General features: G+C 43.0%; 16 protein-coding genes. 4 read left to right on the top strand and 12 right to left on the bottom strand.

Going from position 1 to position 15,457, the window contains the following annotated elements; genetic code table 11:
* The first annotated feature begins 26 nt into the window (after positions 1-26).
* Together NST65_RS01355 and NST65_RS01350 are read left to right on the top strand one after the other, a co-directional pair.
* Entirely contained in the window at positions 27-911 is an 885-nt protein-coding gene (locus tag NST65_RS01355; RefSeq protein ID WP_111927587.1) for an ROK family protein, read from the top strand.
* Positions 908-2,827: a PTS sugar transporter subunit IIA gene (locus NST65_RS01350; RefSeq protein WP_065215393.1), complete on the top strand. Its 1,920-nt coding sequence runs from the start codon at positions 908-910 to the stop codon at positions 2,825-2,827. The genes NST65_RS01355 and NST65_RS01350 overlap by 4 nt, the downstream gene beginning before the upstream one ends.
* Before the next feature lie 60 nt (positions 2,828-2,887).
* Here NST65_RS01350 and arr read toward each other — a convergent pair whose 3' ends face one another.
* The 5 genes from arr to NST65_RS01325 form a co-directional block, all read right to left on the bottom strand.
* On the bottom strand, positions 2,888-3,304 hold the full coding sequence (gene arr, locus NST65_RS01345) for an NAD(+)--rifampin ADP-ribosyltransferase (RefSeq protein ID WP_034283133.1): 417 nt from the start codon (positions 3,302-3,304) through the stop codon (positions 2,888-2,890).
* A 111-nt stretch (positions 3,305-3,415) separates the two neighbouring features.
* Positions 3,416-3,628 (bottom strand): hypothetical protein, encoded by a 213-nt coding sequence (locus NST65_RS01340; protein ID WP_024427440.1) that lies wholly within the window; start codon positions 3,626-3,628, stop codon positions 3,416-3,418.
* A 157-nt stretch (positions 3,629-3,785) separates the two neighbouring features.
* Positions 3,786-5,207 carry a glycoside hydrolase family 1 protein gene (locus NST65_RS01335; RefSeq protein ID WP_065215394.1) on the bottom strand — a complete coding sequence of 474 codons (1,422 nt, stop codon included), beginning with the start codon at positions 5,205-5,207 and terminating at the stop codon, positions 3,786-3,788.
* A gap of 19 nt (positions 5,208-5,226) precedes the next feature.
* Positions 5,227-7,083, bottom strand: coding sequence for a beta-glucoside-specific PTS transporter subunit IIABC (locus NST65_RS01330; RefSeq protein ID WP_098677752.1), 1,857 nt, complete (start codon positions 7,081-7,083; stop codon positions 5,227-5,229).
* Positions 7,084-7,318: 235 nt separating this feature from the next.
* The gene (locus tag NST65_RS01325; protein WP_024424409.1) at positions 7,319-8,155 is read right to left on the bottom strand and encodes a PRD domain-containing protein; all 837 of its coding nucleotides are present in this window, start codon (positions 8,153-8,155) and stop codon (positions 7,319-7,321) included.
* A gap of 185 nt (positions 8,156-8,340) precedes the next feature.
* Here NST65_RS01325 and NST65_RS01320 point away from each other — a divergent pair, with 185 nt between their 5' ends.
* Positions 8,341-8,541, top strand: a complete 201-nt coding sequence (locus NST65_RS01320; protein ID WP_034283125.1) for a hypothetical protein — start codon at positions 8,341-8,343, stop codon at positions 8,539-8,541.
* 35 nt (positions 8,542-8,576) lie between these two features.
* Here the strand turns inward: NST65_RS01320 and NST65_RS01315 are convergent, their stop codons facing one another.
* Positions 8,577-10,196, bottom strand: a complete 1,620-nt coding sequence (locus NST65_RS01315; RefSeq protein WP_034283122.1) for an APC family permease — start codon at positions 10,194-10,196, stop codon at positions 8,577-8,579.
* 343 nt (positions 10,197-10,539) lie between these two features.
* Positions 10,540-11,508: a rhodanese-related sulfurtransferase gene (locus NST65_RS01310; RefSeq protein WP_039176148.1), complete on the bottom strand. Its 969-nt coding sequence runs from the start codon at positions 11,506-11,508 to the stop codon at positions 10,540-10,542.
* A 197-nt stretch (positions 11,509-11,705) separates the two neighbouring features.
* Here NST65_RS01310 and NST65_RS01305 point away from each other — a divergent pair, with 197 nt between their 5' ends.
* Positions 11,706-12,788: an iron-containing alcohol dehydrogenase family protein gene (locus tag NST65_RS01305; RefSeq protein ID WP_098677750.1), complete on the top strand. Its 1,083-nt coding sequence runs from the start codon at positions 11,706-11,708 to the stop codon at positions 12,786-12,788.
* A gap of 51 nt (positions 12,789-12,839) precedes the next feature.
* On the opposite strand, the gene NST65_RS01300 is transcribed toward NST65_RS01305, so the two are convergent.
* The 5 genes from NST65_RS01300 to NST65_RS01280 all read right to left on the bottom strand — a co-directional run bounded on the left by NST65_RS01300 (position 12,840) and on the right by NST65_RS01280 (position 15,448).
* Positions 12,840-13,667 (bottom strand): aldo/keto reductase, encoded by an 828-nt coding sequence (locus NST65_RS01300; RefSeq protein WP_081123920.1) that lies wholly within the window; start codon positions 13,665-13,667, stop codon positions 12,840-12,842.
* Positions 13,668-13,748: 81 nt separating this feature from the next.
* Positions 13,749-14,165 (bottom strand): DUF5301 domain-containing protein, encoded by a 417-nt coding sequence (locus NST65_RS01295; protein ID WP_034283111.1) that lies wholly within the window; start codon positions 14,163-14,165, stop codon positions 13,749-13,751.
* A 30-nt stretch (positions 14,166-14,195) separates the two neighbouring features.
* Entirely contained in the window at positions 14,196-14,657 is a 462-nt protein-coding gene (locus tag NST65_RS01290; protein ID WP_081123919.1) for a DUF523 domain-containing protein, read from the bottom strand.
* On the bottom strand, positions 14,654-14,884 hold the full coding sequence (locus NST65_RS01285) for a hypothetical protein (RefSeq protein WP_081123918.1): 231 nt from the start codon (positions 14,882-14,884) through the stop codon (positions 14,654-14,656). Before NST65_RS01285 ends, NST65_RS01290 begins: the two co-directional genes overlap by 4 nt.
* 105 nt (positions 14,885-14,989) lie before the next feature.
* The gene (locus NST65_RS01280) at positions 14,990-15,448 is read right to left on the bottom strand and encodes a MarR family transcriptional regulator (RefSeq protein ID WP_034283105.1); all 459 of its coding nucleotides are present in this window, start codon (positions 15,446-15,448) and stop codon (positions 14,990-14,992) included.
* Positions 15,449-15,457 lie beyond the last annotated feature (9 nt).

Here is a 15,457-nt window from a genome sequence, read left to right as displayed (position 1 = left end):
CCCCTCTTTAATGGAGGGCATTGATCATGCGAATTGGAGGCATTGAAGCAGGCGGAACGAAATTTGTCTGCGGCTACGGAACTACAGATGGAACGATTGAACACATGACTTCCTTTACAACAGGGAATCCAGATGAAACATGCCGGCAAGTGATCGATTACTTTACAAAGCATCGTGTCGATGCCATTGGAATTGGGGCATTCGGGCCTGTCGATGTGAAAGAGCAAAGCCCAAGCTACGGGACGATTTTAGACACACCAAAAACAGCCTGGCGCCAATTCCCTTTCCTCTCTACCTTAAAACAAGCCCTTGGGCTCCCGATGAAGCTTGATACCGATGTAAACTGTGCAGCACTCGGAGAAGCCCGTTTTTCAACTGAAGCAGAAAAGCCTGCCTCCTTGGTCTATATTACTGTTGGGACTGGAATAGGCGGCGGTGCCTATATTGAACATCGCCTGATTCACGGATTGCTGCATCCAGAAATGGGTCATATCACCGTACAGCGGCATCCTCATGACACTTACGGAGGCTGCTGCCCTATACATCATGACTGTTTAGAGGGACTGGCATCTGGACCTGCCATAGAAGGACGCTATCATACACTGGCACCCATGCTGCCAGAGGATCATCCTGCTTGGTCACTTCATGCTTACTATCTCGGGCAAATGACTGCTAACCTGCTGCTCACCCTTTCACCAGAACGCATCATTCTAGGTGGAGGCGTGATGAAACAGCCGGCTATGCTGCCGCTTATTCTTGATGAAACAGACAAACGGCTTCACGGCTATTTGCAGCTGCCAAAGCCTTTACATGAAATCATCACAAAACCATCCTTTGATGGATTATCAGGTTTAATGGGCGCCATCGCTCTTGGAACTGATGCCTTACAGGCGCAAGGAGCCGCGCAATGATGATGACGGCAGATCCTCGAACCTATCAGCTGATTCAGCGGCTTTTTGAAACGAAGGGGTTCGTGAAGCTGGAGGAGCTCACTGCCTCTTTTCGCTTATCTGACCGCTCTATCCGCAATTTAATCAAGGAAGCAAATGAGTATTTAAAGGAAGCCGGGGCTATGATTAAAACGATCCGAGGAAAGGGATATACTCTTTTAACGAGTGATCAAGACGCTTTCTTACTTTGGCTTCATCAGCAAAAGCTTCCTGCCCGTTCTCTTGTCCCCGTCATGCCAGAAGAGCGTGTACGATTTATGATGAGAAAGCTGCTGCTTCAATCAGATTACTTAAAAATTGACCAGCTGGCTGAAGAACTGTTTATCAGCCGCATGACGGTCAGCAGTGATTTAAAAAAAGGACGAGAGATGTTAGCCCGTTACGGCATGACCCTTGTGTCAAAGCCTGGATTTGGCTTAAAGATTGAAGGAGATGAGCTGCAAAAAAGAACGTGCTATGCAGACTTACTTCTTGAAGAAGAGCCTGCTCTCTCTCATATCACCGAGCGGGAGCAGCTCCATTTTCCTGATATATCTCTTGAAACCATTCGATCTATTGTGTTGACGAACCTGCATCAAGAGTCATTGCTCATTAAAGACATTGCCTTAAAAAATTTAGTCATTCACTTAGCCATTGCGATTCAGCAAACACGAAAAAACCAGCGGATATCCGCCAGTAGCGTCCGCACACAAAGATCACCCGTTTTGATGAGAATTGCACAAAAAATCATACAGCAGGTGAGTGACACTTTTTATGTGACCTTATCAGAGGATGAAACAGATTACTTAGTCATGCATCTATTGGCGAACCAAACGTGGAAAGAAGCCGCCCAGCATCAGACGACAGTGGAAGTTCAACAGGCGGTTACAGTCTTTCTACAGCACATTGAAAAAACAAGCGGCCATCGTTTTGCTGATGACAGCATCCTGCAGCAAGACTTGATGCTTCATATGAAGCCGTTATTAAATCGCATCCAATATGGCGTATCATTACAAAATCCGCTTTTGCATGAGATCAAAATGTCCTATCCATACCCGTTTGATTTGGCTGTCAGCGGGCTGAATGCCTTACGGCTGGTGCGGACGCCAAATGAAGATGAAGCGGCATATGTTGCCCTGCATATCGCTGCTTCATTTGAAAGAAGTCAGCTCGATACCTCGCAAAAAAAGAAAGCGATTATCGTGTGCGGATCTGGTTTAGGGACGGCCAGACTGCTTGAAATTAAATTGAAGGCAGCCTTTCAGCACGAGCTTGACATCGTTGAGCTCTATTCCTATCAGGATTATCTCATGAGCACCTCTTTGCCGTGTGACGTCATCATCACAACCGTTCCACTCACATCAAAGGGGAAACCAGTCATTCAGGTCAGCGCCTTTTTTGAACATCATGATATACAGCGTGTGAATGAAGTCATTCATTTATTAAATGGGCACGGGGCACCCTCAAAAGAGCTGATGGCGTTTTTTCAAGAGCGATTGACTTTCATGAATACTGATCTAAGCAGCAAGGATGAGGTATTAGATATATTATGCAGCCGTTTAGAGGCGCATCAGCTAGTATCGTCTTCTTTTCGGTCCTCGGTGTTTGAGCGTGAGCAAATGTCGTCTACCTATCTTGGCAGCGGTATTGCAATGCCGCATCCGCTTATCACAAATGAAGGCACCTCCTCTGTAGCCATCGCACACTTAAAACAGCCAATTGACTGGCAGGGAGACCAAGTATCACTTGTCTTTTTATTAGCGATTCATAAAGATGACGCTGCCTGCATGAACCAATTCTTTGAACAGGCCGTCGATTTACTAGACAATCCAGACCGCATTCACTCCCTCAAGCAAGCCAAAACATTTAATGAGCTGATGGATGCGCTATTTCAATAAGATCAAACAAAAGGCCGCCCAGTTCATGAGGCGGCCTTTGTGTTATTGAGATAAACGTCATCAATCGTAGATGACATTTTTTCCTTCTTCACTTAATTTTTTTAAGGAGCTCAGCATATGATTGATTTCTTCATCGGAATGTCTTTCCCATGAACCTAATTCTGCGACTATTTTCAACGGAGATTTCGATCGATAAGAACGTGTTGGGTTGCCGGGAAATCTTTTGTCAGTCACATTTGGATCATTTTCAAAATCGCCTAACGGTTCTACAATATAAATTCTTTCTTTCGCATCAGACCTAGCTAATTCAGCACCCCATTTGGCCGCGTTTAGTGTTCCGGTGAAATAGATATGGTTCGATTTTTTATCCTGATAATTGGATAAATAAAGCGGTTCAAGCAGATCTCCAATCTTCAATTCCGCTTTTGTCCCATGAAAAAACGGCCCGGGATCTAACACCTTTTGCTTGTCATTCATACAGCCACACCCCTTATCGTTTTTGACTTGCGTATAACAGTATACGGCCTGATCTGGGCGAGAAACAGTCTATAAATGAGATTAAATTCGGGGTATAATGATAGTAGAGAGTTAGATGTGAACAGACATAAGTACTGTAAATAAAAACGGAAATTTCGCATTCACACCAACAATGACGAAAACAAGAATACCTTCCACAGCTGACAGCGTCACAATCAATCCATGGTTCATTGGATATTCCTTCGCAATTAATTTCTGTCCTATATAATTCAAACCATAAAAAATCAAAAACAATGTGAAGAACATAAAAAAAATCGTCATCATATAAACAACCCCTTTCTGATAATGGATTTTTATCCAATTTTTACAATATATCATCAGACTATCATGTTAGAACAACTCGAACAATATGATCTTGCCAATAAAGTGAACGAAGAAAAAAAGCCAACCACCCGCATAAGGTGATTGGCTTTTTCATCATTTACTTCCCGATGTTCTCTCCATTTTGCTGAATCAATGTTTCATACCAATAAGAGCTCTTTTTGCGAATTCTTTTGAGATCTTTTAGGTCAAATTCGTCGCGATTGACGTAGATGAACCCGTAGCGCTTGGAGCATCCTTGGTGTGTGCTGATTAAGTCGATGGCTGACCACGGGCAGTATCCGAATACCTCGACGCCGTCTGTGATCGCCCATTTGATTTGTTCAATATGTTTTTCTAAATAATCAATTCGATAATCATCTTGGATTGAACCATCTTCTTCTAACTTGTCGAAAGCACCCAATCCGTTTTCCGTGATAATAAGCGGCAGCTGATAGCGGTCATAAATCTCCCGCATCGTTGAACGGAAGCCGACAGGGTCAATCTCCCAGCCAAACGCATTTTTACTTAAGAACGGGTTGTTGCCGCCTTTGTAGACCCCATCTTCACCGGATTTCAAATGCTGATCTCCGCCGCGTGCAAATTCGTCGTTGCCATCTCCTTTACTCGCTTCAACCGTTTGAGAAGTGTAGTAGTTAAAGGCAATGAAGTCTGGCTTCGCGCTTTTCAATATATCCATATCTCCCTCTTCGATGACAGGAAGAATGTCTTTTTCTTTCATGTACGCCCAAGCAAGGTTGTTATAACGGCCGAACACCGCCATATCAAGATAAAGCCAGTTTCGGATCGCATTGTAATTCGCCGCAGCAAGCACATCTTCAGGCTTTGGAGAAGCCGGATAAATGAGCGCGATGTTTGGCGCTGGTCCAATTTTCGCTTCAGGCAGCATTTGATGACAAAGCGTCATGGCTTTTGCCTGTGCAACGAGCATATGATGATTCTGCTGATACAGTTCTTTTTTCGGATTTTCTAAATTTGGATCAAGTGTACCGAGCGCTGATCCATGTAAGATCATCATGTTTTGTTCATTAATGGTCAGCCAATTTTTTACCTTCTGACCATACTCCTTGAATAGCACCTCTGCATAGCGTTCAAACGCATCCACTGTCCCGCGGTTAGACCACCCGCCCTTTACTTGAAGCGCATGAGGCAGATCAAAATGATACATTGTCACGATTGGTTCAATGCCATAGCGGCGCAATTCATCGATGAGTGAATGATAGAATTCAATCCCCTTTTGATTGATCTCCCCATCTCCATCTGGAATGATCCGTGTCCACGCAATGGAAAAGCGATAAGCCTTCAAGCCCATTTCCGCAAACATCTTCACATCCTCTTTATAACGGTGATAGTGATCGCTTGCGACTTTAAAATCCGTTGTCCCTTCAGGATAACTTGCTCTCATGTCAATGACAGAAGGCCCCTTGCCATCCTCATTCCACGCACCTTCTACCTGATAGGCGGAAGTAGATCCGCCCCAGAAAAAGTCTTTTGGAAATGATGCTAGTGTTGAATATCTCATGATTTCTTCCTCCTTTTGATTAAACTAGATGTAAAAATGATTGCCCTGGTGTGATTTGTTTCTCTTCTGTTTCAATAATATCGCTAAACTCACCTGAATTGGTAATAATAACGGGTGTTGTGACTGACAGGCCTGAAGCTTGGATGGCTTCTATGTCAAACTCAGCAAGCAGTTCGCCTTCTGTGATGGTTTGCCCCTGAACAACCTTCGGGGTAAAATGCTTTCCACCTAATTGTACGGTATCCAGTCCAATGTGAATGAGTACTTCTGCTCCGCTTTCAGAAGTTAGACCATACGCATGGCCTGTTGGGAACACCGTTGTCACAACTCCTGATACTGGTGCAAACAGCTTTCCTTCTGATGGAATGATGGCTGCGCCCTTTCCTAATGCACCAGATGAGAATGCTTTATCCTGCACTTCCTCCAGCTTGATGACCTCGCCCTTTAAAGGACTTTTCACATGAGCTGCTTTGACCCCATGTTCGTTTTCAATTACCGGTGCAGAAGCGGCCGGCGTTTCATCTTCATCTACTGGATCTTTAAATCCAATCAAATAAGTTAAGATGATCGAAAGGACGAACGAGACCGAGATACCGATGATGAACCCTGTAAATCCTTGACCGTAGAAAATCGGCAGTGTCAGTAAACTTGGAAGGCCTGACGCAATTGCAATACTTTGTGAATAACCGATAATCGCACCGCCGACCCCAGCAGAGATAACAGCTGCAATAAATGGTTTTTTCAAACGAAGTGTGACCCCGTATACAGCTGGCTCTGTGATCCCAAACACAGCAGAAACTGCTGTCGATCCAGCCAGTGATTTCAGTTTTTTATTCTTTGTTTTCAGCATAACACCGATTGAAGCACCGGCTTGTGAGAATACAGCTGGCGCAGTGGCCGGCTTGATATGATCTTTCCCATGGACTGCGATATTATTTAAAATCACTGGCACAAGTCCCCAATGGATACCGAAGATGACAAGAATCTGCCAAGCCATCGCAATTAAAGCACCTGCAAGTGTAGGACTAAAGGAGAATACTTTCAGCAAAACAGCTGCAATGCCATTCCCTGCATACACACCAAATGGTCCAAATACGATGAGTGTCAGCGGAACAACCGTGACAAGCAAAATCAGTGGAGTAATAAAGTTTTTGACACTTTCATGAATGACTTTGTTAAAGAAACGTTCGATATATCCCATGACAAACACTGCCAAAATGATTGGGATGACCGTAGATGTATAAGACATTAAGACGACTGGAATCCCGAAGAATGACACATCTCCGCCGCCTTTTGACAATTCTTGAATGGTTGGGTAAATCAGTGCACCTGCTATCGTCACAGCGACAAACGGATTCGCTTTAAACTTCCTAGCAGAAGTGAATGCGAGCAATAATGGCAGGAAGTAGAACAAGCTGTCAGATGCAGCAAATAAAATTTGATACGACGTATCTTCAGGAGATAACCATTTTGCGTTGATACAGATGCCTAAGAGACCTTTTAAAATACCTGCACCCGCCATGACACCGAGAAGTGGTGTGAAAATCCCCGATACAATGTCGACGAATTTCCCGAAAAGGCTTGTGCTCTCTTCACCTGATTTTGCAGATGAAGCAGCGGAATCCTCTAATAGATTCGTAAACTCTCCAATTTCTCGATAAACCTCTGGTACGGTATTGCCAATGACCACTTGAAATTGGCCGCCGCTTTCCATAACGGTAACGACGCCATTTAATTTTTCAATGGCCGCTTTATCTGCTTTTGATCTGTCATTTAAGGTGAAACGAAGCCTTGTGGCGCAATGCACCAATGAATGAACGTTTTTCTCTGTACCAATGTGTTTGATAATGTCTTCTGCTAATTGACGATAACTCATGCAAAAACCCCCTTTTTTTCAAAAAAATACGTTTTTGGGCAAAATAAAAACCTAAACGGGCACCAAAAATAGTCGCAGCTTGCTGTTGCGCTTTTTCAGTGAACGTTTAGGTTTTGCCTGCCGAACAGTCACAATCCTCTAAGACGATCATTGTGAAACCGTATTCTTTTATGTTTATGAGCAAATAGTACCACTCACCTTTTCTCATGTCAACGCTTTCTTTTAAAATCTATCTTTATTTTTCTCGTTTGATCAGTCGATTCAAATGAATTGATAGATACAGCATCTCCTCTGATGTGAGATCCCGGTGATAGGTTTGATAGACATATTCTGCGATTTTCTTTGCGCAATCGTATGCTTTCGGATATTTCACTTTGATGAGCTGATATAAGTCCTGATCTTCGCTGACAAGGAGTGTTTCATTGATCAGACGCTGGACGAAAAAGCGCAAATGCGTGAGAAAACGATAGAAGTTGAGTGAGTCCTCATCAAATTCCATGTTGAGGTGATATTTCACAATGGTGAGAATGGCATTAACTTCCTTTGTGATATTGACCGTCGTATTCATATCCTCATTGAGCTCTGCGTTAATGATATGCATGGCAATAAAACCTGCTTCATCCTCAGGCAGTTCAATATGAAGACGCTCTTCAATCATCTCAAGACAGTCCTTTGCCACAAGAAATTCATCTTTGTATAAGCGTTTAATCTCCCAAATAAGCGAATTCTCAATCAGATGATTTTTCTTCAGCCGTTCGATGGCGTAATGAATATGGTCTGCCAGCGATACATGCAGACTTTCGTTTAATCTTCGGTTCAGCTTTGTATGTGCATATTGGATCATTTCCTCGGTCACCTTGACCACATCATACGGAACCTCTTGAAGCAGCATTTTCATCCGCTCGTGAACGGAATGATCCTCCAAGCGGAAGACTTTATCAATCAACGATTCGTCCACCGGGTCCCCGGGACGTCGCTGGAAAGCGATGCCTCTGCCCATGACGACGATTTCTTTTCCATGTTCATCTATGACACTAATGACATTATTGTTTAGAACCTTTTGAATCTGCATTTCCAAACACCTCCGTCTATGACCAACAACTTTACTCAAAATATGCTCTCATCTTAACACAATTGTCAAATCACTTGGTGCTTTTATCTGACTTTTGCAATAGATTTCACCATGATTCTACCCTTTCATAGATGGTCTGTTCCTTCAATTGCCTGCATACAATACTCCTGAGGAGGTGACCTTCTGTGAAATCTTTTTTCTGGTCTGCATCATTTTTATTCTTGCTCATGTTTACCCTCATCATTCTAGGCATCGTATTCTGGCTGAGTGGACAAGGCTTAGGCCAGCTTTGGAGATATGTGCTCATTTCACTTGTCACAGCGGCCGTTTTACGCGGCGTCACCACTTGGCTGAAACGGCATGTGATGCACCTTTCCTCCAAATAAAAACGGCTGCCCCGAGTGTTCAGGCAGCCGTTTCTTTATTCTTTGGTTGCTGCAGCTTCCTTCTGAGAAGCACGCAGCTCATCATTGATTTTTTTCGCATCCTCTAAAAACTCTGTTTCATATCCACTTTTGAGTGCCCACATATAAAATAGCAGAGCTACCACCGTAATCAGTGCCATGTCCCAGCCATAATGAATGATGTTATAACCGCCGAATTTATCACTGCCAAGACAGGAAATCGTCATCATCACAAGCAGGTACACAACCATCCAAGCACCCGCCTTAAAGTTGCGGCCGAAGCCTTTCCACTTCGCTTTTGCTTGATAGTAAAAATAGATAGGAAGACCAATGAGAATAATGAACAGCACCTGACCTGTTAACGGCCATCTTGCCCAATACAGTGTCAATGAGGCAAAGACAAAACCGAGAGGAGCAATGATGCTGAGTCCTTTTATTCGAAGCGGTCGATATAAATCTGTCCCTGTCTTTCTCAGCGTCATGACGGTCACTGGTCCAGTCAGATAAGAAATGAGTGTTGCGACAGAGATAATTTCAGCAAGTACACCCCAGCCTCTAAATAAAAACAGAAAGATAAACGATACGGCTAAGTTAAAAAACATTGCTGGACGAGGCACGCCGTAAATAGGGTGCAGACGGCCAAGCACACTTGGCATGTATTTGTTTTTTTCCATTCCATAAATCATACGAGACGTCGTTGCGGTATACGTAATTCCCGTACCAGAAGGCGACACAAACGCATCCGCATATAAAATCAGAACAAGCCAGTTAATACCAAGCGCAATGGCAAGGTCCGCAAATGGCGAGTTGAAATTCAAATGACCCCATCCATTCACGATCATAGATGGATCAACAGCACCGATAAAGGCGACTTGTAAAAGGACATAAATCACAGTCGCAATGAAAATCGATCCGACAATGGCAATTGGAATCGACCGGCCTGGATTTTTTGCCTCACCGGCCATGTTAATCGGGCTTTGGAAGCCATTGAAGGCAAACACAATCCCAGATGTCGCAACAGCTGTCAGCACACTCGCCCAGCCGTTAGGGGCAATACTTGTTCCAGAAGTAAAATTCTCACTATGAAAACCTACGAATAAGAGCGCACCAATTGTTAATCCTGGAATGACAATTTTAAACACGGTAATGAATGTATTTGCTTTTGAAAATAACCCAACTGTCCAATAATTAAGCAGAAAGTAAATCACAAGCAGCACACTGGCAACCATAAGACCTTCTGTCGTCAATACCCCTTTTGTAACCAAATGAGATGTCCACTTTGCCCACTCCCAAGGCCATGAGCTCATGTACTGGACGGAAGCAACCGCCTCCACTGGTATCACGGAGACAATGGCGATCCAGTTCGCCCAAGCTGCAATAAACCCAATAAAAGATCCGTGTGAATATTGCGTATATTTCACCATTCCGCCTGCCTCTGGAAACATCGATCCGAGTTCACTATAAGACAAAGCGATAAATAAAATCACAACCATCCCAATCAACCAGGATAAAATAGCAGCAGGGCCGGCGATTTGAGCCGCACGCCAAGCACCGAAGAGCCATCCTGAACCAATGATTGAGCCAAGACCTACCATCATTAAAGCGAAAGTTCCCATCCTACGATGCAAATGATTCATGTTCATAACACCTTTCGATTAAAATACAGAGCATGTGTCAAGCAAGCGTCTTTCTTTCAAAGCAGCTCACTTTTCATTTTACTGGCAAATATTTCTTCTAATGAACCTTTACTCTTGTTCATTTTTTCGCCTGTTATATTATCTCTCAATTCTTCATTTTCTGAAATAGTCGAACATGCTTATTTCAAAAGAAAGCGCTTTTTCACCTGTTCAATCTATTAGACTGAATAACTACCTTTACCCTTATTTTGAAAAAAACAAAACAAAAAAGATAGAGGAAATGACTTCCTCTCCCTTCTAACCCACGCCATGTAAAGGAAAAAAGGATAAAGGGGGGTTCCCTCTATCCTTGTGAAATCGCTTGTTCTTTTTCAATAACAGCTAGTCTTTCTTGAACTTCTTCTTCAGATAAATTGTGCTGTTTCACATACAGGTTCCGTTCACTTGTGCGGCATTCATGACTGCAGCTGCGCATATACTTATGCTCACTCTCTTCAGTGGCAATCATCTTACGGTTACATGCAGGGTTCGCACAGTTCACATAACGCTCGCAAGGCTCACCAGTGAAGAAATCTTTTCCGACAACCACATGCTCTGTTTGATTCACTGGTACTGTTAAGCGATTATCAAACACATAGCATTGACCGTCCCATAGCTTCCCTTGTACTTCTGGGTCTTTTCCGTAAGTGACAATTCCGCCGTCAAGCTGAGAGACATCTTCAAAGCCTTCACGCTTTAACCAGCCTGAAAACTTCTCACAGCGTACGCCGCCTGTGCAATAAGTCAGGATTTTTTTGCCTTCAAGAATCTCTTTATTGTCACGAATCCACTCAGGTAATTCACGGAATGTCTCAATATCAGGACGAACTGCCCCTCTGAAGTGACCAACATCAAACTCGTAATCATTACGCGCATCAATCACAACAGTATCAGGTGATTGCATTTGCTCGTAAAATTCAACCGGGCTAAGATGTTTCCCCGTTAATTCCAACGGATTCACATCATCCTCAAGGCTGAGGTTCACTAGTTCATTCCGATGACGGACGTGCATTTTTTTAAACGCATGACCATCTGCTTCGTCAATTTTGATCGGCATAGACGCAAAGCGCGGATCTTCTTTTAACGCTTGCATGTACTTGTCCGTTTGCTCAATAGTTCCAGAAACCGTTCCGTTCAAGCCTTCTGCTGATACGAGGATACGGCCTAACAAACCAAGCTCCTTACAGAATGCTAAATGCTCTGCTGTAAACGTCTCTGGGTCCTCAATGGGGACATATTGATAGTAAAGTAAAACGCGATATTGTTTTTCCATCTATATAAACACCTCTTAAATTTAATCAAAACATACCATTCTTTATCATACAGGAAATACATACCTAAAGGCAATGTCGGCGGCTCAATTCCATAAAACGGAAGGGCCTTTCTTCTCATATATTAGAATATTTGACAGAACTTTCTGTAAAATGAGATGATTTATGAACAATATGATGTGTAAAGGAGCAATGATCCATGATCCAGCCAGAAGATATTGTCAGAAGCGGCCCTAACCAATTTATTTCTCAAAAAGGAATCTATCATGAACTTGAATCCCTTGTTTCTCCTTTTCAGTCACCTGCTGTAGTGACAGGATATGATTCATACCAAGCTTTTTCACAATACACAAAGCTGCCGTCCGAGTGGCCTTTCATTCAGCACAAAGGATACAGTTCACCTAATGCGGTCACACAGATCGCAGAAGAGCTTAACGGGTCAGATGTGATCATCGGCATCGGGGGCGGAACGATTTTAGATACCGCAAAATCAGTTGCAGACGTTCTTCAAATCGAAGTCATCATGGTGCCAACGATTCCCGGCACATGTGCTGCGTCTACACCTCTCAGCGTCATTTATGATGACAAAGGAAACTTCATGAGAGTTGATTATCATAAACGATCCAGCTACCTCACCTTAATTGATCATACTTTTTTGCTTTCCTCTCCTCTTTCCTATCTTCAAAGCGGAATTGGTGATACGCTGGCAAAATGGTATGAAGCAGAAGCGATTATTCGTAACACAAAAGGCGCCTTGCCGCTCATGGTACATGCAGCACTAAAGCAGGCGGTATATGTTCGAGACATTCTTCTTTCTCATAGTGAAGAAGCTGTCAACAGCTTAAAAACAGGTCAGCTTTCACAAGCATTCGCAGATGTGACAGATACGATTATTACGTTAGCAGGAACAGTCGGCGGCTATGGGGGACGCTATGGAAGAATGGCAGGAGCCCATGCCGTTCATAATGGATTGACATTTATTGAAGAAACGCATCATGTGTTACATGGACAAAAAGTAGCTTATGGCATCCTCGTCCAGCTTGCCGCAGAAAACCGAATGTCCGAGGTTGAGGAATTACTTGAACTCTACCAAACTCTCGGATTACCTAGAAATATGCGCGATCTTGGTATGACAACTCAACTGGAAGAAGCGGCACTTACGGTAGCAAACCATGCGGCACGTAAAGATGAAACCTTTTGTTTGATTGGAGACTATTCTAAAGAACAGATTGTTGACGCCATTCAAATCATTGAGACCTATCACCCCCAAAAATCTGTCTAAAGATGAGGGAAATAAAAAAGCACAGGCATCGCACCTGTGCTTTTCTTTCGATTAAAAATCAAAGTTATCTGGATCTGGACCTGTGCGCTCATCTTCATTGAGCTGATCAATGACACCCATCTCACGTGCGGACAGCTCGAAATCGAAGACTTGTGTGTTTTCGATGATTCGGCTCTTCGTCACAGATTTTGGAATGGTGATAATGCCATGCTGCAAGTCCCAGCGAAGAATCACTTGCGCTACTGACTTATCATGTTTTTTCGCGATATCCTGGAGAACAGGATGGTTTAGAAGCTTCCCGCTGCCTAATGGCGACCACGCCTCTACATGAATTCCTTTCGATTTGCAGTAGTCTCGTAAAGGCTCCTGCGTCAGCTTCGGATGCAGCTCGATTTGATTCACCATTGGCACAACTTCTGCCTCTTCCAATAAATCCTCTAAATGATGCTGATGGAAATTACACACTCCGATCGCTCGAACGCGTCCATCCTTATATAGTTTCTCTAGCGCTTTCCATGTTTCTTTAAATTTGCCTTCAACTGGCCAATGAATTAAATAAAGATCTAATACATCTAATCCCAGCTTGTTCATACTTGTTTCAAAGGCTTCGAGTGTTGATTCATAGCCTTGATCATTATTCCAGACCTTTGTCGTAATGAATAGATCATCGCGCGAGATACCTGATTGCTGAATGGCTTTGCCTACCCCTTCTTCATTTTGATAGGCGGCTGCTGTATCAATGCTGCGGTAGCCCGCTTCAAGAGCGTCTTTGACGGCATTTACAGCCTCATCCCCATCTTTTACCTGCCATACACCAAAGCCTAGCTTCGGCATTTTTACTCCGTTTGCTAATGTGACTGTATCTGTTAATCCACTCATCAAACAAACCTCCGCTTCCTTTTTACTTACCAAGCACTATACCCGAATTTTCGATTGATCATGCATGACATTCTGGCTGAGCTATTTGATATATTTTCCTATATCAACTTGATTGGTGTCAACGATTTGATATTCGCTGGTTTGATCTTTTGTTTTAGAAAAATCATATGTTTCTAAAAATGTTTGATCGTAAAAAGTCAGACCATATGTTTCCTTCTCATTCTCATACACTCTGATCCAATAAGACTCTTTTGAAGTTTTTTTAGTTTCATTCGTTTTCTTTAATTTCATACCCGAAAATTCCTTGAGTAACTTTTGAATATCCGCTTTCTTTTCCACCATAACACGCTCATTATCATGCTCAATTTGAATCGAAGTCACCTTGTTTTGATCAATTGAGGCCACATTATCAAAAGAGTATGTTTTTGCATTGATCAGAAAATAAATACCAATTCCTAATAAAATAATGACGACTAAACCAATCATCCACTTTTTCAACCTAACTCCTCCTTCCTATTCTCAGCACACCTATAAAAACAGTGAAGTCCAATCATCCTCCTCAGAAAATACCTGAATTCCGTGCTGTTTAAGCAAGGCGGATGTCACTCCATCTCCAGCTTTTGTCCCCCCGTTAAAATCTCCGCGATAAATCATCCGGCTGCCGCAGGAAGGGCTGTACTCTTTTAACACAACCGCCGTCGCTTTCAGAGACTGAACCTGTTCCAGCGCGGCCTTCGCGCCTTTTACATACATCTCCGTAACATCATTTCCATGTACATCGATCACGGAGGCGAGGCCCTGTAATACATCATGTCCGTCTCCGCCAATGATTTCTGCGGGAGGCCTTGGCGTGGAAAGGCCGCCAAGCAGCTCAGGACAAACTGTGACCGCCTTTCCCTCCTCAACAAGCTCCTCAATTCGCTGATCTAATCGATGGCTGCCATTATAACGAACCTTCAACCCAGCAAGACAAGCACTGACGACAATCATGTATGTTCCTCACTTTTTTTGCTGACTTTAAAATAAATACATACAGGCAAGAAACATATCGTATTCACCAAAAAGGGCAGAGCACAATACAAAGCAGCAGCCCAAATTGGTTCTCCAGCTCCTGCAATACCAAAAAAATAAACAAATAATAGCACGCTGACAAACAATCCCACGAATGGCATGATGAATGCGTATTTTTTATAATTTTCTATCATTTCTTTCTCCAATGAGCTCCCTCCCTTTCTTCATGGCTTCAAATAACATCAATATATGTTAATTTTACCATAAAAAACCGAAACCATCTCCTTTTTACGATGGTTTCGGTTTTTTATCTATATCTTTTCTTTCCAAGCTTTTAAGAAGCGTTCAATTACTTGTAATTCATCCTCATGAAACTGCTGAAGAAATTCTAAATAGGACGTGACTGCTTTTTCATGCAGCTCATCATGAAGCGCTGCCAATTGCTTGCCTTCCTCTGTCAAAGAATAATAGACAGATTTCTTATCACCCTGCCGGTGGCAATAGTCCACCATGCCTTTTTCAATTAGTTTTTTCACAGCCTTTGTAATAGCTGGCTTTGATAGTTTTAGTTGTTGAGATAGAAATGTATTGTTTGATTCGTTTGGATTGGCTTGAATCATCGATAAAATGTGAAGCTGTGTGAGTGTCCATTCTTGTTTGAGTGTATCAGTCGTGGTAATCAGTGGATCTGTTGGATCATTCCGTCTCTTTTCCCTATGCATAATCAGATCTTGAATCGCTTTTAATACAATCTGCTCTTTTGTTTCCATCTGAACCTC

It is taken from the genome of Bacillus sp. FSL P4-0248, from assembly GCF_038593305.1.
Lineage (GTDB): Bacteria > Bacillota > Bacilli > Bacillales > Bacillaceae > Bacillus > Bacillus safensis.
Note: the sequence above shows the minus strand (reverse complement) of the source record. Positions and strands in the feature narration are given on the sequence as shown.

Bases quoted from the DNA above. Each gene is read 5' to 3' on its own strand.
- NST65_RS01315 (WP_034283122.1), bottom strand. From the start codon at position 10,196: ATGAATCATTTGCATCGTAGGATGGGAACTTTCGCTTTAATGATGGTA.
- NST65_RS01290 (WP_081123919.1), bottom strand. From the start codon at position 14,657: ATGATTGTCGTCAGTGCTTGTCTTGCTGGGTTGAAGGTTCGTTATAAT.
- NST65_RS01305 (WP_098677750.1), top strand. From the start codon at position 11,706: ATGATCCAGCCAGAAGATATTGTCAGAAGCGGCCCTAACCAATTTATT.
- NST65_RS01355 (WP_111927587.1), top strand. From the start codon at position 27: ATGCGAATTGGAGGCATTGAAGCAGGCGGAACGAAATTTGTCTGCGGC.
- NST65_RS01335 (WP_065215394.1), bottom strand. From the start codon at position 5,207: ATGAGATATTCAACACTAGCATCATTTCCAAAAGACTTTTTCTGGGGC.
- NST65_RS01340 (WP_024427440.1), bottom strand. From the start codon at position 3,628: ATGATGACGATTTTTTTTATGTTCTTCACATTGTTTTTGATTTTTTAT.
- arr (WP_034283133.1), bottom strand. From the start codon at position 3,304: ATGAATGACAAGCAAAAGGTGTTAGATCCCGGGCCGTTTTTTCATGGG.
- NST65_RS01325 (WP_024424409.1), bottom strand. From the start codon at position 8,155: ATGCAGATTCAAAAGGTTCTAAACAATAATGTCATTAGTGTCATAGAT.
- NST65_RS01280 (WP_034283105.1), bottom strand. From the start codon at position 15,448: ATGGAAACAAAAGAGCAGATTGTATTAAAAGCGATTCAAGATCTGATT.
- NST65_RS01300 (WP_081123920.1), bottom strand. From the start codon at position 13,667: ATGAGTGGATTAACAGATACAGTCACATTAGCAAACGGAGTAAAAATG.
- NST65_RS01310 (WP_039176148.1), bottom strand. From the start codon at position 11,508: ATGGAAAAACAATATCGCGTTTTACTTTACTATCAATATGTCCCCATT.
- NST65_RS01350 (WP_065215393.1), top strand. From the start codon at position 908: ATGATGATGACGGCAGATCCTCGAACCTATCAGCTGATTCAGCGGCTT.
- NST65_RS01330 (WP_098677752.1), bottom strand. From the start codon at position 7,083: ATGAGTTATCGTCAATTAGCAGAAGACATTATCAAACACATTGGTACA.